Here is a 26,571-nt window from a genome sequence, read left to right as displayed (position 1 = left end):
TAAAATGGATTTTATATTCTTTTGCGAATTTTCTTAATTCCATCAGAATTTTGGTAAAAAAAGGTTTTTTTACTTAATTTTTACTTGTAAGAATACTGTTTTGTAACTCTTTTTCTACGGTTTTCACTTATATTTTTTATTTATTTACACTTTGTTAGCCCTAGCTATTATTGGTTTTTTTGGTAAAATATTATCGGGATACTCATTTATAACAAAATTTTAAGAAAAACAAGTCGTAAATTAGTCGCATTAAACATCAATCAATCAAACTGTGCGGCTAGCTCAAAGAAAAACAAAATCATCATTATTGTTTTTCGGTCTTATTTTATTAATATCAGTAAAAGGATATAGTTTATCTTTTGGAGTTGATATAAAAAATGAGAGCGAAAATTCTTACATACCTATCTCATCAATAAAGAATCTTTCTAATAATGATAAATCAAAAACAACTTTTCAGTACAATAAGGTGCTAGAAAAAGAGGCAATTGATTCAACCTATGTATATAGAGAATTAGCATTTTCTTATGCAAATGCTAATGAATCAGAATTAGCTTGTGAATTTATCGAGAAATATATCGAATCAACCTTAGATGTTACTTTTGTAGGTCATAGTTATTTTGACCAGATTAGTACTTCGGAAGCACATATTGCATTAGCAAATAAATACCTTAAGCAATTTGGATGGTGGGCAATCTTTTGCTTTTATGTTGCTTTTGTTGGCTTTTTCTTATCCGTAGTTATAAATTTTAGAAAACGTTCTGATAGGGTAGCGAATTTGCTAATGAGCTGTTTTGTATTGCTTCACTCATGCTTTATGATTCATATGGCACTTTACTTTATGAATTATGAGTATTATTTACCGCATACATTATATCTATTTACAACATTTTCATATCTATACGGGCCATTAATATTTTTCTATTTTAAAAGGGTAACCGAGCAATATAAATTTAAACTTACTGATCTCTTACATTTATTACCAACAATATTTCTTGTGACATTGTTATTACCTATCTATCTCTTGCCAGGAGAAGATAAATTACGAATGGTAATACATTATGAGCGACCCTATCTTACGTTGATTTCAATTTCCAAACTAACTTCTTTATTGGTTTATGGTGTTTTGGTGGTTAGATTATATATAAAATCACTTAAAAGTGAATTGTATGTTGCTAAAATAGTTAAAAATTGGCAGAGGAATATAGTGCTTTTTTGTTCTATATACATACTTTCTTATGCCATATATGCAATATTAAATATGAGTCATATTGGTAGTGGCTTTCTGTTTAATTTTCAAGTAGCTTCGATAGCTGTAATGGTGCTGTATGTTAGCTATTCTGCATTTGTGCAACCTTCATTGTTTGGAAATCTCAAAATTATAGTAACACCTCCTGTAATACAAAATACAGTAGTAAGTAATAATAAATATAAAAAATCAGGACTTACGCAAAGTTTGTCTTTAGAGCTCAAATCAAAGTTGTTGTTTCTTTTAAATGAAGAGAAAATCTATAAGCAAAATGATATTACACTCCAAAGAGTATCTGAATTGTTAGAAACAACAAGGCATAATACTTCACAGGTCATAAATGAACATTTTGATCTTAATTTCTTCGAATTAATTAATAAATATAGAATTGAAGAAGCAAAGGAACTATTAAAAGGGGAGAAGCATAAGGGGTTTAATATTATAGATGTGGCTTATGAAGTTGGTTTTAATAATAAAGTGACCTTTAATAAATCCTTCAAGAAATATAATCAAATAACACCTTCAGAATATTTAAAGTTATTTGTTGTATAAGTGCGTGTTAAAAAAATATCTTTTTTATAATAATTCGCTTTTTAATCATTATTCTTATAGTAATATAAAATTATGTGGAGAAATGTAATTTTTGTTTGTTTAAATTGACTACCTTATAGTAATTAAGGTTTAGAAAATATGCATAGCAATATTTTTTACTTTACATAGATAGATTATTATAGTTTCCTAGGAGTAATTATGTGGCTAACTCAAAGAACACAAACACCGATTTTGATTATCATCGTTTTACTTATTTCATCAAGTTTGTATTCGTCTACAAATGAAATTGAGATAAGAAATAAGGATAATTACAGCCTTTTGTTTTCTGATAAAATATATAAAAAAGAGTCAAATAAGAGTAGTATTGACTCTATACTGCTGTTTAAAGAATTTGCACTTTTCTACGCTAAAGAAAATAAAGCAGAGTTGGCATGTGAATACCTTGAAAAATATATAAAAAGTAGTTTGGATGTTTCTTTTATAGAACATAGTTATTTTGATTCTATAGGTAATTCAAGTTCTTACATTGAATTAGCAGATAAGTATCATAAAAAATTAGACTTTTGGTGGATACTTTGTTTGTATGTTGGTTTTGTTGGGGTGTTCATCTCTGTAGTTCTAAATTTCCGAAAGAGATTTGATAAAATTGCAAATCTTTTGATGAGTGCGTTTTTATTTCAGCACTCTATCTTTATTATCAATATTAGTTTGTTGCCAACAAATTATGAATTTTACTTACCGCATTCTCTGTATTTATCAACATTGTTTTCGTTTTTGTATGGTCCTCTTATTTATTTTTACTTTAAACGTGTGATTTTGCAATATAGATTTGTTTGGTTGGATGTATTACATTTAGTGCCAACAGGTTTACTTCTGTTTTTATTGCTTCCTGTTTATAGCCTGCCTGTAGAGGAGAAACTAAGGATAATGCTCAATGATGAGCGACCATATATAACTTTAGTCTCAGATGTTAAACTTATGTCCTTATTAGCATATATGATTTTAGTAATTAGAATGTATGTTAAATTGGTTGTTGGTAATTCTCTTATATCTAAGGTGCAACATAATTGGCAGAGAAATATTGTTATTTTATGTTCAATACACATTGCTTCTTATGTGGTTTATAATATTTTGAAGATTCATAGAGTAATAGATGATTTTCCTGTTCATTTTCAAATTGTTTCAATCGCATTATTGATTTTGTATATAAGTTATATGGCATTTGTTTATCCTAGTATTTTTGGTGAAGGATTGATAGTGATTAAGGAGGGAGGGAAGCAAAAAGAGCTAGATAAATATAGAAAATCGGGTTTAACAGAGACACTTTCTATAGAGCTAAAAGAAAAGCTTTTATTCCTATTGAATCAAGAAAAGGTGTATATGAAAAATGATATTAATCTTCAGAAATTAGCTGAATTATTGGATACAACAAGGCATAATACTTCGCAAATAATAAATGAGCACTTTAATCTCAATTTTTTTGAATTAATTAATCGGTACCGAATTGAAGAAGCCAAAAAACTTCTGAAAGGAGAAAGGAATAAGAAGGTAAATATTATAGATGTTGCTTACGAAGTAGGTTTTAATAATAAAGTTACCTTCAATAAATCCTTCAAAAAATACAACCGAATCACTCCATCCGAGTATGTCAAATCCTAATCGTTAAAGATTGCAATAACTTAGGTAAATCTTCTTCGGAAAGAGGTAAAACCTTATAGGGGTTACCTGTTTTTATTCGTGTCACACGTTTCTTTGGCTTGTAATTATAATTAGGAAGGGCGAATGTTATTATTTCCATTTAAACTTTGTTCAAGTTTTGTGAGAGTAAATTTGAGTTAGCCATCAAAATATTCTAACCCTTCCTTTTATGATTATATCTAATAACTTAAGTATAATTTTTTGAAAAATTTTTTTATCTATGAAAGTACATTATTACAAGTTTCTAATGTTTTTTTTCTTTGTATGTGGTTTGTCATTTGCTCAGGAAAAAAATGTATCGGGAACTGTCACAGATGATCAAGGGTTACCACTTCCGGGTGTTAACATTCTTGTCAAGAATACAAGTGGGGGAACACAAACCGATTTTGACGGGAATTACTCTTTATCGGTAAATCGTGGAGCAGTAATTTCGTTTAGTTATGTTGGTTTTGAAACCAAAGAAGTGGTTGTAGGAGACAATAGTACAATAAATATGCAATTAGCCACTTCGTCTTCAGAGTTGGAAGAAGTAGTCGTTACTGCGTATGGTGTTTCTAGTAGATCTAATGTAACGTCAGCAATATCAACTGTTGGAGCACAGGATCTGGAGGACTTTGTGCCATCTACCAGTATTGACAACATTCTTCAAGGTCAGGCAGCAGGTGTACAAGTTACTGCATCTAATGGTAGACCAGGTAATACTGCATTTGTTCAAATACGTGGAGTAGGTTCTATAAATGCGAGTACTACTCCTCTTTATGTTATAGATGGAGTTCCTATTCCTATAACTGATAATACTTTAAATAATAATTTCAATCCATTAGGTAATTTAAACCCTAATGATATCGAATCGTTATCGATACTTAAAGATGCTGCTTCAGCTTCCAAATATGGATCCAGAGGAGCGAATGGTGTAGTTTTAATAACTACAAAGAAAGGTAAAAAGGGAGATGCTAAAATTAAGTTTACTTCTTCTTATGGTTTTGGTGAGCGTATTAAAGATCCATTTGATTTAATGAATGCATCACAAAAACTCGAAATAGAACGTCAATTTGCAGCATTAGGAGTTGGGGCTGCTACAAGTCTTCCAGGAGCAACATCTACTCCTGCAGAATTACAAGCATTGATCGCCCTAGACACAGATTGGGAAGAAGAATTGTTAAGGACTTCTGTAATTCAGTCTAATGCATTATCTATTTCAGGAGCTAGTGATAGATTATCTTACTTTTTCTCTTTAGGTTATGACAAAAATGATGGTATCATTGATAGAATTAAGGGATTTGAAAGAATCACAACACGTTTAAATACGTCGTATCAAGCAAAAGATTGGCTGGGAATAGATGCTAATATTTCTGTAGCAAGAAGTACGACAGATCTTCCGAGAGATAGAAATAATGTTCAGAATCCTTTTAGAGGACTTTATGATTACAATCCATATGAGCCTCTTTTCTCAAGAGATGCAGATGGTAGTATACTATTAGATGGTCAAGGTAATCCTGTATTTAATAGAACATCAACAGGGTTTCCAATTGCAAGAGCTTTATTGACTGAACAAGAAAATAATCGTAACCTTTTGATTATCGGTAATGTTGCTGCTAATCTTACATTGTCAGAGAAATTTTCTAACCGTTTTGCAGTAGGTCTTGTAAGTAACCGTTTTAATAGAACGAACAGATCTATTCAAGGAGGAGTTTTACAAGGGTTTATTGGTGATAGTAACTTCCCAGGAACACAGACTGAGAATTTTGCATTAGATTTTGAATATAATGTATCTAACTTATTTACTTATAGTGATACATTTAATGATGTACATAATTTATCTGCCAGTTTCTTACTTGAATATAATGAAAATATAAGAACCGACCTATTTGTTGCGGCAAGAGGGTTTCCTTCTCCAGATATTCCATACTTAGATGTTGCTGCAGAATCTACTAATCAAGGTTCTGACGAAGATAGAAGAGTTTTATTCTCTCAGGCTGTATTTATGGATTATGATTATGATGGTAAATATATTGCTTCGGCTTCTGTAAGACGAGATGGTTCTTCAAAATTTGGACCTGAAAATAAATTTGGTACTTTTGTGAGTGGAAGTTTAGCTTGGAATATCGCTAAAGAAAGTTTTATGGATAATTCGATTTTTAACGACTTAAAACTTCGTGCTTCCTATGGAACATCGGGTAATCAAAACATCCCGGATTTCCAGTTTTTAGATTTATTGTCATTTGCAAATACCTACAATGGTAGTACTACTGCCTCTCCTTTGAACGCGCCAAACCCGGTAATTCAATGGGAATCTCAAGCAATTTTGGATATTGGTGTAGAATTCGCTTTCTTAAACAATAGAATTAATGGTGTAGTAGATTATTTCAAGAAGAACTCTAAAGACCTTCTTTTGGACAGACCTATTTCTTTTACTGCTGGAGATGAGAATAATAGACTTTTTCAGAATGTTGGTGAAGTTCAAAATAGCGGTTTAGAAATCAGTTTAAATGCAGATGTAATAAAAACAGAAAACTTTAAGTGGTCTCTAGGAGGAAATATAACTCTATTAGATACTGAAGTGAAAAAGTTGATTGATGGTAATGATATAGTTACAGGTACATTTGGTAATATTGTATTAAGAGAAGGTGAGGAAATTAATTCTTTCTTTTTAGTTGAATATGCAGGAGTGAACCCAGCAAATGGTGCTCCTCAATATGTAGACTTAGATGGGAACATCACTGAGACTTATAGTGATGGTTTCCAAAAACTACAAGAAGGGAAATCACCAATAGCAGATGTTGAAGGAGGATTTTTTACTTCTTTAAACTATAAAGGATTCGGTTTAAGAGGTGATTTTGTATTTAGAAGTGGAAACTATATTTTAAATAATCAAAGAGCACAAGGTGAATTTATAGGAAATATTGATTCAAACCTACGTACAAGTGCTTTTAATTACTGGAGACAACCAGGGGATACTAATGTTTTACCAAGTCCATTATTTCAAGGTACTGCTGATCAAGCAGGAACAACAAGATTCTTAGAGAAAGGTGATTTTATTAGATTAAGAACCTTAACACTTGATTATAACTTACCTAGAAAATTCTTAGAAGTTATAAAATTAGAATCTTTAAGATTTTTTGTAACAGGTCAAAATATTTGGACGATAACAGACTATGAAGGTGATCCTGAAATTGGTTTAGGTTCAGCAGAATCTGGAGAGCCAGGAGATGCTGGTTTTGTACCAGGAGAATTTAGCTTATTTAGTTATCCACAAACGAAATCTTACACTTTTGGAGTTGAAGTAGGATTTTAATTAAAAAAAATAAGAGATGAACAATAAAATTAATATAGTAGTTATTTTATTTCTTTCGTTAGGTTTTTTCGCCTGCGATGATGAATTAAATGATTTGCAACCCTTTACAGAGGGTAACCCAAGTACTTTCTTTAATACACCGGCCACTTTCCAGATTGGGTTGGACGGTGCTTACCGCCAGTTATGGTTGCTTTATTCAAATCCTAATTCTGGTTTACAAGGGATTCCAGATATTGTTTCGGATAATGTAATACAGGCACAAACTGGAAGAAGATCTAATGATGATTATCATGATCTTAGGTATGTACCTAGTACGCTTGGACCTATTCCATTATTCTATAGTGAAGCTTATGAAGCTATTAATGGAGCAAATTTAGTTATAGGACAAATTAGTAATCTTGATGGTGATCCTGCACAAGATAATATTCTTGGGCAAGCATTAGCCATAAGAGCTTGGGCTCATTTTGATTTAGCCAGAATATTTGGTCAAATCCCAACACAAAGCGCAGAAGCCAATAGTTCTTTTGGGATTACATATCTTAAGGTAGAAGACGGTGATACAGGAGATCCTTTTGCAACACCAGGTAGAGAAACTGTAGCATCAAATTATGTAGAAATTATCGGAGATTTGGAACGTGCGAGTACATTAATAGGTAGCGATAGTAATGGTGAAGGTAGATTAGATAGAAATGGTGTTTTTGCATTATTATCTAGAGTTTATTTGTACAACGGAGAATATCAAAAATCTATAAATGCTGCAAATGAGATTACTACTGCATTAGCAACGCCTACGGAACTTCCTGATGTGTATACTGATGCTACTAATGCTGGGATTGTTATAGAACTTTCTATCAACACTTCTTCAGAAGCTGGAGGTAATAATGTTGGTGTACTGTATAGTCAATCTTCGGATGGTAGTACTATTTCAGAATTTGTACTTGATTTTGATTTCTTTAATAGTATTGATCCTACTGATGCAAGGAGAGATGTTTTACAATTTGTTGGTGTAAACCAAGGTAATGACTATAATGCAATAAAGAAATTCTTAGGTGAACCAGGACAAGTTAATGGTCGAGTTGACGTGAAAATATTCCGTAGTGCTGAAGGAAAATTAAACAAAGCTGAAGCACAATTTGAATTAGGAATGGAAGCAGATGCTTTAACTACGTTGAATGAAGTAAGAGCACAACGTTACACTCCTTTTGTAGCTGGTACAGAAACAGGTTCTGCTCTTGAAGATGCAATTCAATTTGAAAGAAGAGTTGAGTTGGCTTGTGAAGGTCATAGATTCTTTGATATTAAAAGAAGAGGAGAAAGTATAATGCGTAATCCTACTGCAGGTGATATTATTGATGGTACTGGAACTCCACCTGAAGCCCCGGTTCTTGCAGCTGGAGATTTTAGATTCCAGTTTCCAATTCCACTTGCTGAGATTAATGCAAACCCTACTATAGCAGGACAACAGAATCCTGGATACTAATAATAAGTGTTATAGAGTATCAATAATTTAAAAAATAACCCACCAGTGTTGAACTGGTGGGTTATTTTATTTATATAAGGCAAAATATAAAGATTTACTGTTTGATTATTTTTTTCAGTAAAGTATGATCATCAATAGTTATTTTACAAAAATAGATTCCTGAGCTTTTTGAATTCATATGTTCACTTAGATTAATAGTATGTTTCCTACTAGTAGTTATTTTACTATAAATAATTTGAGTAATTCCATATACGTCTATAATTTCAATTTTAATTTTGCTGTCATTATTTTTAGTATACCATTGTATTATTGAAGTTTCATTAATGGGGTTTGGAGAAATAGTAATTTGTGAACTAGAAATTGAGGTATCTAATTTATTACGATTTGGTTTGTTATCATACCACGTCCCATTATAATACCAACCATTTTTACATCTTAAAAGATCAGATGTTTGTGAAGCTCCATTATTACTAAAGATCATATTCGCACAAGAAGTATTTGCAAATGAATAACTATACCACCCATCTCCATTATCTGTCATAAGACTACCTGGCCACATTGTATTATTTTGTGAAGGTGTAAGGTCCCAATAATGAATAGTTGGAGAAGAATAAGAATCTGACCTAAAATAGACAGTTAGGTTTTCTGATACTTGTTCTGGGTTTGTATCATACCATGTTCCTTCAAAATACCACCCGCTACCACATCGATTAAGATCTTCAGTTTGATTATTTCCATTAGTGCTAAAAATAAGATTAGTACAAGAAACACCGTCTAATATATATGTAAACCAGCCATTGCTTGCTTCGGTCATGTTTACACCAGGCCAATTAGTATTTATTACTGATGGACTTGTATTCCAAAAATATAAATTAGGGTTGTTCAAAGAACCTTTGTAATGTATAGTCATTGATTCTGTTGAAGTTGAGAAGGTAAACGTATTATTAACTGTATTAGATACTAAACCTTCAGAATCATATGCAATTGCTTGTATTGTTGTATTTTCAGTAATTATAATTTCCGAAGTATATAGCCTAGATGAGGTAGACGGATCATCTCCATTTAGTGTGTAATATATATCTGTGCCAGGAGTATTATCTGTGGCACTTAAGGCTACTGAAATGGATTCTCCTTGTGTAAAGGAACCACCATTAGGAGACATAGTAAGAGAAGGAGGTGTGTTAGAATTATTTCCTGGTTGATTATCAAACCATTGACCATTGTCATACCATCCATCTTTATTTCTAGAAAGGTCATTGGTTTTTAATCCTCCATTATCATTAAACACAAGGTTAATACTTTCTACTCCTTCAAAAATGTAGGTATACCAATCCGAATTTTCAATTCTTGTCATTTGTGGACCTGGCCAATTGCTAGTAGTTAAGACATCTGGGAGTTCATTCCAGTAATGAACATTTGCTTGCGACCAGTTTGCAGGTTTTTTAAAATGTATTTGTAAACCTTCGATAGGGCCAATGCTATAGTTTTTTGTTGAAATGTTAGATACAAGGCCGTTTTTGTCATATACAATAGCTTTGATTAAAGCGGATTCGGTTATTGTAAAAGTTCCAGTATATCTTGTACTACTATTACTTGGGATTTGACCATTGGTAGTGTAATAAATTGTATAAGGACTTCCAGCACCTCCAATACCTTCTAAGGTTACTTGAATTGGATTTTCAGACCTAGTAATATTTGGATTAATGATAGCAGTAGGTTGTATAGGTCCATTTACGCAGTTTTCAAAAAAACCACCACCACAACTTCCAATTAATCCCGGACCGTTTAAAACATAAATTCCTGCAGAACCTGAAGTTACACTAAAATTCAGATTACCATTAGTAGCGGCAATCTCTCTACCAGTAACAGCATCTCTATAAATACCATTAGTCATCCCAGAAATGGAAAAAGAAGCGTCTCCATCTTTTGCAAGGCCTACTATAACTTCACTATTCTGAAAAACACGGCGATACGCAACGGCATTTCCAGGAGCATTTTTCCAACTCCACGTTCCTTTTTGTAATGCAGGAACAGCTTTACGAATTGCATTCAATTTTTTAATATGTTTATATATTTTGTGCCCCGGAGCTTGATCCATAATATCTCCGTAATAGGCTCTACCAGTCTCATCAATGGATTTTTGAATACCCGAAGCATCGTGAATATCATTAAATTCTCCAGCTTTGAAGCGCATTTCCGTACCATAGTATACTGTAGGAATTCCTCGCCAGGTGAACATAAAATTCATACAGGCGGCTAGATTTTCATCAGAACCCCCATAACGTCTGTTCCAGTCGTTATTAGGTCCAAAATCATGATTATCTAACCAGGTTACTAATGTAGATGGATCGCTATAAAGGTTATCATATCTGGCAGCGGCTTTTACTGTAGGAAATGATTGTCCTTCTTCAAAAGTACCATGAAAAGTTGCTTCTCCGAAAAAATCTATTACAGCTAAATCTATAGGAGCAGAATTGTTTACTGCACCTCGCCAGGTATAATAATGAGGATTTGTTTCTTCGACTGGGTGTAACTCATGACGTTTTTGTGCCACTTCGCCAAAGATGAATAGATCTGGATTTACAGCTTTAAAAGCATCATAGAAGTATAAGATATCTTCTTTGCTCATATGTTTTACCGTATCCCATCGAAAAGCATCTACCCCCATATTAATAAATGTAGTATAGGCATTAACCAAGTAATCTCTGACTACTTGATTTCCGGTATTTAAGTCTGGTGTATCCCCAGCTAAAGCACGATTTTGTAAGTTTTCTACATCATCAAACCCTTGAGCGAATCCATTTCCGGAGTGATGATACCAGTTTGGATCAGAAGTATCAACATAGTTTTCTTTACTAGGGAAATTAAATGCTTCCAAATTTTGATTATAGGGAGGGGGCATTTTAGCTAAATTGGCTCTACTCCAGATTAAACCATCTTCTGGATTAGGAGTTAATCCATCATATGCCCAATTAGAGTTGTCGGGAGCGTACCAGGTAGCTGAAGGGTCAGTATTGTATTTGATTTCAGCTACATCTTTTATTCCAAATCTCCCTGAGTGGTTTGTGACAATGTCCAAAACAATTTTCATATCACGAGCATGAATTTCATTAATTAGGTCCTGAAACGTAGCACCAGGAGATTCTAACCTAGGATCAACTTTGGTAAAATCCCATGCATGATATCCATGATAATCCAATGGACTTCGGTTATGGACTATAGGGGTAATCCATATTGCAGTGAACCCTAAATCTTTGATGTAATCTAGTTTTTGTATAAGACCTTTAAAATCTCCTCTCCACGTGACATCATTTGGATCTGTAATTGTAGGATTTATTAAAGGGTTAGGGTTGTAAGAAGACCATTCTGTTGGAGCATTATTTGAAGAATCTCCATCAAAAAAACGGGAGGTCATTAAGAAGTAAATAGTTTCTTCTCTAAAATCGGTTTGACTGCTAGTCGATAATGGAGACAGATATATGGCTCCTGTACATACAGTACAAAATAAAGTAAGTAGTAAATTTTTCATTAGTGTGTGTGTTTGTGTGAAATAAATTGGTTGTAACTATTTGTTTATCATCTAATTAGTTTTGTTTTGTGAAAAGACAATTTAGATAAAATCTTGAAAGCGTTTTACCAGGTTGATAGACGAAAACGTTTTCGTGTTAACAAATACATAATAAACACTCTTTTTATACTTGTAAAAAGTGTTATTATTTCGGCTTTAAATATTGTGAATAAGAGAAACTTAATATTACTCTTTTCTTAAAACGATAAAATTATCTGTGATTTCTAAGGATTTGAATTGAAATTTTTCTTTTATCCAATGCAATGTTTTTGAAGAATAAAAGAATACATGTGTGGTATCATTTTTATACCACCATGTTTTAAAATCAATTGAAGAGTCATACAGATTAGTTTTACAGTATAGAGCTCCATTAGGAAGTAGAATAGAGTGTAAGAGTTTAAATTCTTTACTAGGAGAATAGAAATGCTCCATTACCTCACAACAAACAATGTAATCATACTTTTTTTTAAGAACATCATCATTGATGTCAAAAAAAGGATCATAGGTGCTTATATGATATTTATTGTTGTTTAATAAATATGTAATGACAGAATTACTTCCAGACCCAAAATCTAAACCTTTATGGTTTGATGAATAATCATTTTGTACTTGCTCTATAATGGGATACACAAAATTTTGATACCCAGAATCAGTTACATCATTTTGATGTAGTTCATAACGTTCTTTTTCTGCTACGGCAGACAAGAAATGTGAAGTATGAAGTAAAATACCATCACATGTAGTACACTTGCAATATTTTTTATTTTGTATTTCAGAATATAATATAGTTTCTGAATTACAGAGTGTACATCGCATGATGATGACTAAAGTTGTTTAATCTTCTTTAGTTTGGCTTTCCAGACGTCTAAATTCTCTTTGTGTTTTTCAATATTTTTCTTAACATCTCTTACCATTGGATTATCATCCTTGGCATGTTTGAAAAATTGAAGGTTATTTTCGAGTTGACGAATTTCACCATTTACTTCTTCGATTTTTTTACGAATAAAATTCTGTTCGTTTCTAAGTGCACGATCATCTGTTTGTCCTGATAATGTATTTAACTTATTTTCATACTTAATAAGTTCTGTTTCTTTACGGCTTAAGTTAAGCTGCTGAAAAAGGCTATCGAGGACTTTATTATATTCTACTTCTATGTTTTTCTTTTTGTAAGGTACTCTTCCCAAAGTTTTCCAAGTAGCAATATTGTCTTTTATTGTGCTAAGGTCAGCCTCTGGATCGCCAGAAAGTTTAATTTCTTTAAGAGCTTCAATATGAGCTTGTTTTTTTTCTAGAGAAATCACTTCTTCTTTATTAGCTTCATTTCTTTCTGCATGAAGCTTGTCAAAATAAGTATTACAAGCGTCTTTAAATCTTTTCCAAATTCGATCACTATCTTTTCTAGGAACATGACCTATTTTTTTCCAATCAGCTTGAATTTTTTTCATGAGTGGAGTAGTAACGGAGTAATCATCACTATCCTTGTTGTCTTCAGCGATTTTAATCAGCTCCATTTTCTTATTTAGATTCTCAAACTGATCTTTTTTGAGACTCTTGTAAAATGCATTTTTATTGCGATTAAAATCCCTAACAGCGGTTTTAAATTCACTCCAGGTTTGTTCATTTACATTTGAAGGAACTTTTCCTGCTTTAAAAAAGTCATCTCTAAGAGCTTCAATTTCTTTTATTTTTTGTTGCCAACCACTATGATTATTTGGGTGTTCAGAACTGACCTTGGTTATTTTTGAAATAATTTCTCTTTTTACCTCTAAGTTTTTTTCAAAAACTTTATCGAGATCTTTGAAGTACGCTTGTCGATTTTCATGAATTTGTCTGGTTAAAGCACTAAACTTTTCCCAAATAGGTTCTCTGTATTCTTTTCCTACCGGCCCTAAATCTTCTTTCCACATTTTGTGAAGTAGCTGTAATTCTCTAAAAGCCCTATTCACATCTGTTTCCTGTGCTAGTTCTGTAGCTCGTTCTATAATTTTAAGTTTTTGCTCTAGATTATGCTTAAAATCTAAATCTCTAAACTCTCGGTTAAGGTGCAAGAAATCATAAAAATTTTCGGTATGATGGTGATAAGTGTTCCAAACTGTATTGTATTTATCTCTAGGAATTGGTCCTGCGTTTCTCCACCTTTCTTGTATACTTTTAAAATGATTATAAGTAGTATTTATATTTTCATCTACATTAAGTAAACCTTTTAATTCGTCTATTAATTCTAATCGTCGTTTAAGGTTTTCCTGTAAGTCTTTTTTTAGATTTTGATAATATGAATTTCGTTTTTCTTTATAGTCAAAATATACAGAGTTAAATTCTTTTTTTATAGGTGTAGAATAATAGAAATCAATTATATCTCCTCCATCTGCTAGAAATTCCTCTTTTTTCTGTTCTACTTCTTCATTAAACTTTTCATTAAACTCATTCTTGATTTCGTCAACATGCTCTTTAATTGCCTGAATTTTTTCATTCCTGATCAAGTCTCTAAGTTCTTTAATCAATTCCTCTTTATTCATGGCATGATAATCTTTCTTCTCTATATCATGACGTTCCTGAGTAGTTTCGTCTTCGCTATGTTCTGCAACAGCTTCGTTCATTTCATCCTGAATTTCATCAGGATCATTTTCGTTAGTATCATTAGCGTCAACAACTACTTCTGGTTTTGTAGTTTCTTCTTTTTTAGTTGCAGCACTATTAGAAATTATGGCTTCACCCTCAGGAGTATTCTCATTTTTTTCTACCTCAACACTTTCTTGTTCTGTAGGAGTTTCTATCTTTTCCTCTTCTTTTTCTTCAGAATTAGACTCTTTAGTCTCATCACTTTGAGACTCAGGTTGTGCTTCTACAGCATCTGTAATTTGCGGATTGACTATCTCAATAGATGCTTCAGGGTTTCCTTCATTAGATTGTATTGATGTTTCAGTAGGAGTTTCATCTGTTGTCTCTGATGAAACTAATTCTTTATTATCATCAACATCTGAAGTTTCAGAATTTACTTCTAAAGCTTTAGTCTTATTTTCTTCATTTCCATCTGCCTTAGGCAGGTTATCGCTTGTGGACATTGTGTGAACGTTTTTGTTTGTCTCGGCTTAATGCCTGACTAAGATACTAACATATTAGAAAACCTCAAAGTTATTGATAGGTTTTAAGAGTAGTAATAACAAATTTTAGTAAGAATTTTATGACAAAATTTACTAAGAAATCAGGTATTCCAGATTTCCCAGGACTTTTCTGCCTGAAGTATTAACATTCGTAATCCATTAGTTACTGTAGCTCCTTTTTCTTTTCCTTTCTGCATAAAAACAGTTTCTGCAGGATTATATATAAGATCATAGAGTACATGGTTTTTAGTAATATACTCGTATGGGATGTCGGGATAATTTTGGACATCGGGGTGTGTTCCTAATGGAGTACAGTTAATTATTAGAGTGTATGTTCGAATAATATCTTCATCCAAATTAGTATAACTTAGCTCATTAAAGTCTGGATTGCGAGATACAAATGTATATTCGATATTGAGTTGCTGAAGCGCATAAGCAATAGCTTTTGAAGCTCCTCCTGTTCCAAGAATTAGTGCTTTTTTTACAGTATTGTTTAATAATGGTTTTAGAGATTCAGTAAATCCATAATAGTCACTATTAAAACCTTTTAATCTTTTGTCTTTATCAAATTTGATAACATTTACGGCTCCAATTTCTTTGGCTATGGGATCCAAATCATGTACAAATGAAATTACTTCTTCCTTATATGGAATGGTTACATTTAGACCTTTGACCACAGGATTGTTAATAATTTCTTTTACATCTTCTATTTGAGATATATCAAAATTCTTGTACTCACAATCTAAGTTTTCTTCTTCAAATTTTTCTGAAAAGTAATTTTTGGAAAATGAATAGCCTATGTGTCTGCCTAGCAAACCGTATGTTTTTTTCATTGTGAAGTTTTTTGTGTTCGTTGGCCATACCACTCTAACCATAGCACAATAGCGATACCTACAATGATATAGAAAAGACCTATATAGGTTTCTAAAATGGTTAAATCAGGAAAGTAACGATCATAGTTGTCTAAAATGGGATTGCCTAATGCATCAATTTGAGTATTTCCTAAAGTATCTGTTTTGTAAATTTTATATTTCCAAGGCCAAACAACACCTAATGAGCCTGTTATAAACCCTATGATAGCAGCAAAAGTTGCACTTTTATAGTGTTTTAATACATATCCTAAGAAGTGCGATAATGTGACAAGACCGGTTAAAGATCCAATACTAAATACAACAAGTACTTTTAGTAACCGTATTCTATTGGTGTTTTCAGTAAAAGAAAAATCCCAACGAATTAGATCTGCAATGGTATCATATAAAGCATTGACAGAATCAACAAGTAATAATACATAATTGCCAAGTAATATGAGAATAAAAGAACCTGATAACCCTGGTAATGTCATACCTGATACTCCAATAATACCACAAATAAATACAAACCATAGATTGTCATTTTCTTTTGCAGGATCTAATAAACTAATACTAATTCCGACTATTATACTTATTATAATAAGACAAATATTTCGTCTACTCCAATCATCAAAATCTTTTACGATATAATAAATAGAACCCACTATCATTCCAAAAAAAGAAGCCCAGACATATAATTCATAATGAATGATGAGGTAATCCAGAATTTTTGAAACACTAAAATAACTAATTAACATTCCTAAAATCAATAATCCGAGAAACCTACCATTTATGTATCTCCAAAAACTTTTAAATCTAAAATTAATAAACAGCTTAAAAGCTTTAAAATTAATCTTTTGAAGAGAGTAAATGAATTCTTCATAAAAACCTGCAACAAAGGCAACTACACCTCCTGAAACTCCGGGAACTTTATTGGCAGCACCCATAGCAAGACCTTTTATAACAAGAAATAATCTATCAGTAAAGGTTCGGGTACTTTGTTGCATAGGTATTAGTCTTCTTTTTTCACAGAAAGACGTTCTAAGATAAGAATTAATAAAAAACCTATTGTTATAAAAAGTAAAACCCAGATGATCTGGGCGTCACCTTCATACTGTGTTGGAAGTATACTTTTTTCAATAAAAGGAACCTTAAGTCCTTCAGAGTTTGTTCTCCATGACAACACTTTTTTCCAGGGCCAAAGTTTATTAAGAGAACCTATCATAAACCCCGTAAGTATAGCTAAAGTGGTATTGTTATGATTTTTAAACATCCAGTTCAGTACTTTAGAGAATAACTTTAAACCTGCAATTGCACCAATACCGATGATAAGAATTTTAGAGACAGCTTGCCACAGAAGATCGATATTCATAGTAACTAATCCATCACGTAATTGATTTAAGATGGAGATGAATGTCTGATATGCTCCTAGAAGCAGGAGTATGAAAGCTCCCGATACTCCTGGTAATATCATTGCAATGATGGCTAAAAATCCACAAAATAATAGATACCAATTGCTATCTGGGGAGGCAAAAGGCTCTGTTATCGTTATAAAATAGGAGAGTACAGCTGCTACAACAATACCCAATATTACTTTTGGCTTCCAGACTTTGATTTGTTTACCTATATAAACAATACTGGCAAGGACTAATCCAAAGAAAAAAGCCCAAAGTAAAAGAGGTTCGTTATGGAGTAGCCATTTTATTAATTTGGCAAGAGATAAGATGCTGATTGCTATTCCAAGGAAAAGAGCTGTCAAAAAGGAAAGATTGTATGTTTTCCAAGATGTTAGGAAGCCTTCTTTTTTCCAAACTGAAAAGAATTTAATGTCTAATCTGTTAATGGTTTCAATTAATTCCTCATAAATACCGGATATAAAAGCGATAGTACCTCCTGAAACCCCAGGAACTACATCTGCAGCTCCCATAGCAAGGCCTTTTATTGAGATTATCAAATAGTCCTTAAGACTTCTTTGCATTTGTGTTGTTTTTGATGTTTTTAATCAAAACAAATGTATGCAATTTTACAATCAAACCTAATACAAAAAAAATGGTCTTTTTAGAATTATTTATATTCTGAAATAATATTTTTAACCAAAGTAAGATTAAAAATCTTTTCGAATAGTTCTTCTAAAACAATATGGTATTCATAGTCGAGTTCTAGAGCCTTTCTGATATGGTATTCACCCTTCTCATAATCTTGCATTTCATAATACAATCCTGCAAGTCTGTATTGTACTTCTGGATTATCAGGGTAAAATTCGATAGCTTGATGTAAACTTTGTATAGCAGCATCAGATTCTCCTAAAAACCTAAGTATATCAAAGCGATTTAACCAGGTTTCTATTTCATAGTTTCCTAATTCTAATGCTTTTCTATATCCACGTTCTGCCTCTTCAAAAAAAGCAAGTCTATTGTTAATTTTAGCATACCTTTTCCAGTATAAAACATTTTCACCATCAATGTTTATTGCTTTATTAGTATAGTATAATGCTTTTTGATAATCGCGTTTCCTCATATAAAAATCAGTAATGGCGATCCATCCTTTATCGAGTAAAGGATCTTCATGTACAGTTTTAGAATAATGCTGAATGGCTAAATCATCATTTCCTAATCGCTCATGACATTTTCCTATTCTTAATAGTGCAAAAGAAGTGGGGTCATCTAATTCTAAAGTGATTCTATAATTTTCTATAGCTTCATTATATCTTTTTAATTTCTCTAATACTTTTCCTTTTTCAAGATAAGCTCCTATAAAATATTCATCACTTATAATGGCAAAGTCAAACGCTGCTAATGCTTTATCATATTCTTTTAAATCAAAGTATTGTTTACCAACTTGATGCCAAGCTACCTCACAATAAGGATTTTTATTCAAGAACATGTTTAGATACTCAATAGCTTCCTCATGTTGCTCAAGAAAATCAAAACAATATATCACATTATATAAAGCAGAATAATCTTCATCATCTGCTTCTAAACATCTCATAAAATTGATTTTAGCATTTTCAAAATCATCCATAAATAGATACTCCATTCCTATCAAAGAATATATGTCGGCAGAATCATCGGTATAGCTCAGAGCCATAGTTAAAAGCTCTATAGCTTTTTCATGATTATTTTGTTTTGAGAGAATATTTGCTTTCTGGATGTAGATTTCTTCATTTTCTGGCTCTATAGCATGTAATTGAGCCAAAAGATTATCGGCTTTATCTAATCGGTTTTCAAAAACCAATACTTCTACTTGTAATAACTTTAAATTAACGGAAGATGGGTGTTGAGATAAACCTAGAGAAATTGCCTTTTTTGCTTTGGCAATTTTTCCATTTTCCAGATAGTGATGAATTATAGATTCAAACTCATCTGAATCAAAAAATTTAACATCATTAGATCTCAGCATAGACTCATATCGAGTAATTGAGAAATTATTTTCTTCTTCTTCGCGGTTAAATTTCATACACGTTGATTAAAGATGCTTCATAAATTGTAAAACAGTGAAAATACTTTTTTTGTTTTCCCCAACAAAAGAGAGTATTTAATAACTCCATTACTTAATCTATTTTCGCATTATTGATTTCCTCAGTATTAAAATTACAAATGAAATTGAATGATTATACTTCGATGATCAATTGTTTTTAACAAACTAATTAACAAAATACGTACCATTATATTGATAATGGATTAGAGTTTTTCTTTTTTGTAAGCTATTATGTGATACTGAATTTGTGAAAAGATAGGATGAGATACTTCAATATACGATATTTTTAATGATTTTTTAGCGATCAAGTCTTAAAATTTAGATTTTTATAGCTCATCTAGTACAGTAAGAATAATATTGCATCCTTCTCTTATTTCATTCTCAGATATAGTAAGCGGTGGGGTTATGCGAATTGCACGAGTTTCAAAAAGTAACCAAAAAAGAATGAGTCCTTTGTCTTGACATTTTAAAATAACCTGATTTGTGATCTCTGCAGAAGGAGTTATTAAGGCAAGCATTAGACCTAATCCACGTATTTCTTTAATGAGGGGATGAACTAATAAGGATCTAAATAGCTTTTCTTTTTCTAAAGTAGCTGCCATTAAGTCACTTTCTGTAATTTCTCGTAATGTTGCCAAAGCGGCAGATGCAATTACAGGGTTACCTCCAAAAGTTGTAATATGGCCTAGTTTAGGGTTGTCCTGAAGCTGGTTCATTATTTTTGTAGAGGCCGTAAAAGCGCCTATTGGTAGGCCTCCTCCCATTCCCTTACCCATAACAACTATATCAGGAACACTATCATAATTTTGAAAACCAAATAATGTGCCTGTTCTTCCAAATCCCGGCTGGATTTCATCAAGAATAAGCAATGCACCGACATCTGTACATCTTTTTCTTACTTTTTTAAGGTATTCATTTTTAGGTTCAATAAATCCTGCCCCTCCCTGTATGGTTTCAAGAATAACTCCAGCTGTTTTGTTTGTTATATGTTTTAAATCTTCTTCTTTGTTAAAAGATATAAAGGAAACATCAGGAATGAGAGGTCTGAATGCTTGTTTACGTTCTTCATAGCCCATTACACTCATAGATCCCATTGTATTTCCATGATATCCTAGGTTTGCAGCAATAATTTGACTTCGTCCTGTAGCTCTTCTTGCAAGTTTTAGCGATCCTTCTATAGCTTCAGTTCCCGAATTAGTTAAATATGTCTTTTCTAATGGAGAAGGTAAATGATTCGCTAAAAGTTGAGTAAGTTCAACTGCTGGTTGTTGAATGTATTCTCCATACACCATTACATGAAGGTATTTATCCAGTTGTTTTTTTATAGCATCTACAACCTTAGGATGTCTATGCCCTAAACTACATGCAGATACGCCAGCAACAAAATCAAGATATTTTTTATTCTCTATATCATAGATATAACTACCATTAGCATGAGAAACCTCCATAGCCAAAGGATGAGGAGAAGTTTGTGCTTGATATTTGAAAAAATTTTGTTTCAAAATATATTATTAGTAAATCAATCTGTGCTTTGTTCTATTTCTATACTTAATTTCTGATACTGTCTTTTGGTTTCTTATCAGAGTATTGTAGCGTGGTTACAGTAATACTATCTCTTTGTTTAGGGGTGCGAGTAAGGTCTTGATCAATAAAAGAAGTTTTTTTTTGATTTTTTTTCTTTTCAGTTTTGATTTCTTCTTTTATGAATTTTTGAGATGGAATAGAATCGAGCTCTTCATTAGTTTTTTTAAGTTCTGCATCTTTTAATTCTTGTTCAAGCAATTGTGATTTTTCAGATTTATTATCTTCTAATCGTTTTACTGTTTCTTCATCAAAAAAATCGGCTTCGTCTTTTGGTAAAGGTATTCCAGTTATTTTTATGAGTTTTGGAGGAGATTCTCCTTTAAACAGATCTGCTTTAGTATTAATGCGCTCTTCTCCTCGCCAATTTAATCCAGAAAGTTCACGTGCATTTAATGGTAGATCAATTTCGCGATATAAAGTACCATCAACATTCTGATAATAATAAACATCTTCGATTTCTCTATCATTTAAAAGCATTTTAATCGAACTGGATAGTACTTTATTAATTCCAATAAGTTTTAGTTCTCCATCGCTTTCTCTTTGAAAGAAGATTGTCTCCGTGTTTTTGTCAATATCAACTTGGTAAATCTCATTATCCTTAAACAAACCGTATAAGATTTGACCTTTTACTTGATTAAATCCTGCTTTTAAGGTGTCTTCTTGTGCAAGAAAAGCATTTTGGTATACAATAAGTGAGTCTAGTTTTTCTGTTTTGGTATTAGAAATAATTTTTATCGTATCACCTGTCATTTGATTTCTCTGTGACCAAATAATAGGTTTACCGATCATTTTGGTATATCCTGTAGTTTGATTTACATTTATTGAATCACTTTTACCACTCATATTACTCTTGTAAATCCTTACGTCATAAAAACCATTCATTATTCTTTGTTCAGGTTTCCCTGTGATCATGAGTGTATCACTATGGATAAAGATAGAATCTTTCTCCTGTAGTGTGGCAGCAAGTGCTCTTTTGGTAATAAATACAGAATCTTTATCCTTAAATACTTCTGCATAGTGGCCAGTGATTAGCGAATTATTAGCCGTGTCTAATACCTTGATGTTGTTTGTTGCAGAAGCGAACTGAATTGCGCTATTATAAAATATACTATCCCCAAATACGGTACGTTTGTCATAATCTATTCGAGCATTTTTTATAGCATATCCTGTTTTAACCTTAGTGTCATAAAATCCACGTTCACAATATAATGTACTCTCTTTTCCTTTAACCGTAGAAGGTCCATAAAGGTAAGCATGTCCATTTTCTGTATAATAGTCCAGACGATCAGAGTCCACTGTATTTTCTGGATTAACAATTTTTACGGCTGTATTAAATGAATATTGCTTTCTATCCATAAAATAACGACCAATTTGACTTGTTAATGTATTTGAAGAATCTTTTACAGTTCCTCCGCTTCTATAATATGCTTGTTGCTTTAACCTGTCAAAAAATAAAGTATCTGTACGTAATGTATTAGACGGAGTTTCCATGAAAACATCATCCCGAGCATATGCAAATTGAGTATTCCCATTATATTCTGCATATTTGCTAGTCATTGTCAGCGTATCTCCTTGCTTTATAATTACATTACCTGATGCCTTGACAAATTTATCTGCACCATAGTGCACAGCATTATCACACCAGATTTCAATTCCTTCATGCTGCATGTATACCTGTTTGTTTACCTTGGCTAAAATTGTAGCTCCAGGAAACCTATTTTCATTTTTTATTGTACGATCTGATTGCACTTTAATTTGTTTTGCTTCTTGAGCAAAGGATGCCAAAGAAAACAAAAGAGCGAATGTTATGTAGAAAAAATTGTTTTTCAAGTGTTTTAAATTTGTATGCAAAATAACGAAAATTGTATCTAATGATTGTGGCGTACAATGTAAAATAAAAACTTAGTTACTACTAATCAATAACCGTTTGTTATACTGTATGTTGCATTTTTACAAGTCAATTCTATTTAATTTCATAAAAACATAGCTTAAAAAACGATCACAAAGCTTATGAAAAGGGGAACACGTGTGATATGAAGAGCATTAAATTTGTCTAAAATTATGAGCGAAAAAAAGTTAAATAAATAAATTTTCGATTTTTTTAACACTTGATCTGCTTAAGCATCAGTAAATTGCGATAGAAAACAACAAAAGGGTACGATAGGTGCTATGGGGATAGCATCATTAACTTTTTTTATTTATTAGTTAAATCAGGACTATGTATTCTAGTGAGTGTTATAGAAATCACTTGGGATATGCATGTGCTTTTTTACTAAGGAAAAAGAGTATAGATCGGGACACTATTGACAAAAAAATAATAGATGTTTTTGAAAAAAAACTTTGGGGCTCTATTTTTTTTGTTTTTTTGGGGAGCTGTATTTTCTCAGGAAAAGCAGTTAGAAAAAGCAAATAATGCATTTAAAAACTATGCCTTTATAGAGGCTAGAGAGATGTATTTAAAAGCATTAGAAAAGGGATGTTCATCAATGGAGTTATATGAAAAACTAGGAGATTCATATTACTTTAATGGAGAATTGGAAAGAGCTGCAAGATGGTATGAGGTTTTACAATCTTTATATCCAAAACAAATAACACCTGAATATCAGAACAAGTATTTCAATAGTCTGAAAAGTACTGAAAATAGTATTGAAGGGATTGAGGTGCTTCCCTTGTTGTATGCCAGTGATGATAATAACGAAATCGAAGTTGAGATAAGTAATACGACAATAGGTTATGATATTTCATCATCCGAGGATAAATCTGCAAATTTTATTATTGATGTTTTAAATATAAATTCAGAGTACTCTGATTATGCGCCTAGTTTTTATCAAAATGAATTAGTTTTTGCTTCTTCAAGAAATAAGAATAACTATTCTACAATACTTCATGAATGGAATAATCAACCTTTTTTAGATTTATATGCCACGAATACAGTAAAAACCGATGAAAAGAGTATAACTAGATTAAAGGGGGATATAAATACAAAGTTTCATGAATCATCTGCAACTTTTAGTAGAGATAGAAAAACAGTTTATTTTACAAGAAATAACTATTCTAAAAGAAAATCAAAAACAGATGAAAAGGGAACAGTGCTGTTAAAAATATATAGAGCAAGATATGATAGAGGAAAATGGGGAAGTGTTGAAGAATTACCATTTAGTAGTGATGAATACTCTGTAGCTCATCCCGCACTATCTCCTGATGAAAAATTCTTATACTTTGCTAGTGATATGCCAGGAAGTAATGGTAAATCTGATTTGTATGTAGTAGAGATAAAAGAAGATGGAAGTTTTGGAGCTATAAAGAATCTGGGGAAACAAATTAATACTTCTGGGAGAGAAACTTTTCCTTATATAAGTGATAAAGGTAAACTCTTTTTTGCAAGTGATGGACATGAAGGTTTTGGAGGATTGGATATTTTTATGGCAATACCTAAAAGAAATGGCTCAATTAAAGTTTATAATTTAGGAAAGCCCATTAATAGTGTTAAAGATGATTTCACTTTTATTATTAATGAAGAAAATAAGAGTGGATATTTTGCAAGTAATCGTAAAGGAGGAAAAGGTGATGACGATATTTATGGATTTAGGCAAGTAACATCGTTTCCTGAGAGCTATGAAGATAGTAGGCCAAAAACCAGATTAAAACTAGAAAGAGTTATCAAACTTAAACCTAGTAAAGTTAGTACAACTTCATTATAAAGATAGCTTTTAAAGCTAAAAAGCTGTTTTAATTTCTTGAAATTCTAAGAGAGATTTATAATATTTTAATAACATTTCGATGTGATATGCAATCACATCGAAATGTTATTTTTTGTAGTTTACTTATGGATAGTTTGTTTTCTATCTGGTCCAACAGAAACTATTGTTATTGGAGTTTCCAGTTCTTTCTCTAAGAAAGTAATATAATCATTCAATTCCTTTGGTAGTTGAGAAGCATCTGTCATTTCAGTTAGATCTTCTGACCAACCTTTCATCTCTGTGTATATAGGAGTTACATTTTCAGGTTCAATATTGTAAGGTAAATGAGTGATTTTTTTACCTTGATATGTGTATGCAGTACATACTTTTAAGGTTTTAAACCCGCTTAGAACATCACCTTTCATCATCATTAATTTGGTTACACCATTAACATGAACAGCATATTTTAAAGCAACAAGATCTAACCATCCACATCTTCTTGGTCTTCCAGTTGTTGCTCCAAATTCATGTCCTACACGAGCCATAGTTTCTCCATCTTCGTCAAATAACTCTGTTGGAAATGGTCCGCTACCAACGCGAGTAGTGTATGCTTTAAAAATTCCAAAAACGTCTTTGATTTTGTTTGGAGCTATACCTAAGCCAGTACAGGCACCTGCTGCGGTAGTATTAGATGATGTAACAAAAGGGTAGGTTCCAAAATCTATATCTAATAATGATCCTTGAGCACCTTCTGCCAAAATTGTTTTACCATCCTTTTGAGCCTGATGCAAATATTCTTCGCTATCAATAAAAGTTAACGTTTTTAATACTTTTACAGCTTCAAAAAATTCACGTTCTAATTCTTCTAAATCGTATTCTATTTTGGCATCATAGAAATCAATCATAGCTTCGTGCTTATTAGCTAAGGTACGATAGCGTTCTTTCCAATCACTTAATTCTAAATCTCCAATACGAATACCATTTCTACCTGTCTTATCCATATAAGTAGGGCCGATTCCCTTTAAGGTAGAGCCTATTTTGGCTTTCCCTTTAGAGGCTTCAGATGCGGCATCAAGAATTCTGTGTGTTGGAAGAATTAAATGTGCTTTTCTTGATATTAATAATTTGGATTTGTAATCCAAATTAAACTTATCAAGATTATCTAATTCTTTTTTGAAAATAACAGGGTCGATTACAACACCATTGCCGACAAGATTAATAGCCTTGTCATGAAAAATCCCGCTTGGGATAGTATGGAGTACATGTTTAATTCCATCAAATTCTAAAGTATGACCAGCATTAGGTCCTCCTTGAAATCGTGCAATAATATTATAATCTTTTGTAAGAACGTCTACAATTTTTCCTTTACCTTCGTCTCCCCATTGAAGACCAAGTAATAAGTTTACAGCCATTAGTTGTCTTGTTGATTAGTTGGTTTCTTTTTAGTGCCGTAGAAATACAAAGAGTGATTTGTAATGTCTACATCAAAAATTTCTTCGATTGTTTTCTTTATAGATTGGATTCTAGGATCACAAAATTCTAATACATCCCCTGTATCGGTTAGAATTAGATGATCATGTTGTCTATCAAAGTATGATTTTTCGTATTGAGCTTGATTTTGCCCAAATTGGTGTTTTCTTACTAATTTGCATTCCAGTAAGAGTTCTATAGTGTTATATAGAGTAGCACGACTAACTCTATAGTTTTTGTTTTTCATTTTGATATATAATGATTCTATATCAAAATGTTCATCACTTTCATATATCTCTTGAAGTATAGCGTATCTTTCGGGTGTTTTTCTGTGACCATTTTCTTCTAAGAAACTGGTAAACACATTTTTAACGATAACTTGATCGTTTTGTGTAGTTGCTTTAGTACTCATACGTTTAAAAAAGCAAAGTTACATTATTTTTTATTAGCGAGACTCTGATTTTTAAAACGATTATTTAAACGTTTTAAAATTAATTAAATATAACTTATATAAGTTGTGGTAATGACCTGAAAAGAACAGAATAGCAGTAGGTTATAAAGTGTTCTTATAT

The 26,571-nt window shown here is 32.0% G+C and carries 16 protein-coding genes; 5 read left to right on the top strand and 11 right to left on the bottom strand.

Features of this window, described 5'->3' with window-relative positions; all coding sequences use genetic code 11:
• Positions 1-271 precede the first annotated feature (271 nt).
• The 4 genes from PQF96_RS02685 (at position 272) to PQF96_RS02670 (ending at position 8,271) form a co-directional block, all read left to right on the top strand.
• On the top strand, positions 272-1,798 hold the full coding sequence (locus PQF96_RS02685; protein WP_271765000.1) for a helix-turn-helix domain-containing protein: 1,527 nt from the start codon (positions 272-274) through the stop codon (positions 1,796-1,798).
• Positions 1,799-2,029: 231 nt separating this feature from the next.
• Positions 2,030-3,457: a helix-turn-helix domain-containing protein gene (locus PQF96_RS02680; protein WP_271764999.1), complete on the top strand. Its 1,428-nt coding sequence runs from the start codon at positions 2,030-2,032 to the stop codon at positions 3,455-3,457.
• A gap of 259 nt (positions 3,458-3,716) precedes the next feature.
• Positions 3,717-6,791, top strand: a complete 3,075-nt coding sequence (locus PQF96_RS02675) for a SusC/RagA family TonB-linked outer membrane protein (protein ID WP_271764998.1) — start codon at positions 3,717-3,719, stop codon at positions 6,789-6,791.
• 16 nt (positions 6,792-6,807) lie between these two features.
• Positions 6,808-8,271 carry a RagB/SusD family nutrient uptake outer membrane protein gene (locus PQF96_RS02670; RefSeq protein ID WP_271764997.1) on the top strand — a complete coding sequence of 488 codons (1,464 nt, stop codon included), beginning with the start codon at positions 6,808-6,810 and terminating at the stop codon, positions 8,269-8,271.
• Between the two features lie 94 nt (positions 8,272-8,365).
• Here PQF96_RS02670 and PQF96_RS02665 read toward each other — a convergent pair whose 3' ends face one another.
• From PQF96_RS02665 to PQF96_RS02625, 9 genes are all read right to left on the bottom strand, one after another.
• A complete protein-coding gene (locus tag PQF96_RS02665; protein ID WP_271764996.1) occupies positions 8,366-11,800 on the bottom strand; it encodes a starch-binding protein in 3,435 nt (1,144 codons plus the stop codon).
• A 225-nt stretch (positions 11,801-12,025) separates the two neighbouring features.
• Positions 12,026-12,655: a class I SAM-dependent methyltransferase gene (locus PQF96_RS02660; protein ID WP_271764995.1), complete on the bottom strand. Its 630-nt coding sequence runs from the start codon at positions 12,653-12,655 to the stop codon at positions 12,026-12,028.
• 8 nt (positions 12,656-12,663) lie between these two features.
• Positions 12,664-14,901, bottom strand: coding sequence for a DUF349 domain-containing protein (locus PQF96_RS02655; RefSeq protein ID WP_271764994.1), 2,238 nt, complete (start codon positions 14,899-14,901; stop codon positions 12,664-12,666).
• Between the two features lie 140 nt (positions 14,902-15,041).
• Positions 15,042-15,773 carry a shikimate dehydrogenase family protein gene (locus PQF96_RS02650; protein ID WP_109437058.1) on the bottom strand — a complete coding sequence of 244 codons (732 nt, stop codon included), beginning with the start codon at positions 15,771-15,773 and terminating at the stop codon, positions 15,042-15,044.
• Positions 15,770-16,795: a DUF368 domain-containing protein gene (locus PQF96_RS02645; protein ID WP_244299550.1), complete on the bottom strand. Its 1,026-nt coding sequence runs from the start codon at positions 16,793-16,795 to the stop codon at positions 15,770-15,772. Before PQF96_RS02645 ends, PQF96_RS02650 begins: the two co-directional genes overlap by 4 nt.
• Positions 16,796-16,800: 5 nt before the next feature.
• A complete protein-coding gene (locus tag PQF96_RS02640; protein ID WP_109437057.1) occupies positions 16,801-17,766 on the bottom strand; it encodes a DUF368 domain-containing protein in 966 nt (321 codons plus the stop codon).
• Between the two features lie 86 nt (positions 17,767-17,852).
• Positions 17,853-19,244: a tetratricopeptide repeat protein gene (locus PQF96_RS02635; protein WP_271764993.1), complete on the bottom strand. Its 1,392-nt coding sequence runs from the start codon at positions 19,242-19,244 to the stop codon at positions 17,853-17,855.
• A gap of 347 nt (positions 19,245-19,591) precedes the next feature.
• Entirely contained in the window at positions 19,592-20,767 is a 1,176-nt protein-coding gene (locus PQF96_RS02630; RefSeq protein ID WP_143915294.1) for an aspartate aminotransferase family protein, read from the bottom strand.
• A 46-nt stretch (positions 20,768-20,813) separates the two neighbouring features.
• Positions 20,814-22,679 carry an OstA-like protein gene (locus tag PQF96_RS02625; protein WP_235010979.1) on the bottom strand — a complete coding sequence of 622 codons (1,866 nt, stop codon included), beginning with the start codon at positions 22,677-22,679 and terminating at the stop codon, positions 20,814-20,816.
• A 491-nt stretch (positions 22,680-23,170) separates the two neighbouring features.
• Here PQF96_RS02625 and PQF96_RS02620 point away from each other — a divergent pair, with 491 nt between their 5' ends.
• The gene (locus tag PQF96_RS02620; protein ID WP_271764992.1) at positions 23,171-24,550 is read left to right on the top strand and encodes a tetratricopeptide repeat protein; all 1,380 of its coding nucleotides are present in this window, start codon (positions 23,171-23,173) and stop codon (positions 24,548-24,550) included.
• A gap of 119 nt (positions 24,551-24,669) precedes the next feature.
• Here PQF96_RS02620 and PQF96_RS02615 read toward each other — a convergent pair whose 3' ends face one another.
• Together PQF96_RS02615 and PQF96_RS02610 are read right to left on the bottom strand one after the other, a co-directional pair.
• The gene (locus PQF96_RS02615) at positions 24,670-25,941 is read right to left on the bottom strand and encodes an adenylosuccinate synthase (protein WP_109437053.1); all 1,272 of its coding nucleotides are present in this window, start codon (positions 25,939-25,941) and stop codon (positions 24,670-24,672) included.
• Entirely contained in the window at positions 25,941-26,411 is a 471-nt protein-coding gene (locus tag PQF96_RS02610; protein ID WP_109437052.1) for a Fur family transcriptional regulator, read from the bottom strand. The genes PQF96_RS02615 and PQF96_RS02610 overlap by 1 nt, the downstream gene beginning before the upstream one ends.
• Between the last annotated feature and the right edge of the window lie 160 nt (positions 26,412-26,571).

The organism is Aquimarina algiphila, assembly GCF_947494415.1.
In the GTDB taxonomy this organism is placed as follows: domain Bacteria; phylum Bacteroidota; class Bacteroidia; order Flavobacteriales; family Flavobacteriaceae; genus Aquimarina; species Aquimarina algiphila.
Note: the sequence above shows the minus strand (reverse complement) of the source record. Positions and strands in the feature narration are given on the sequence as shown.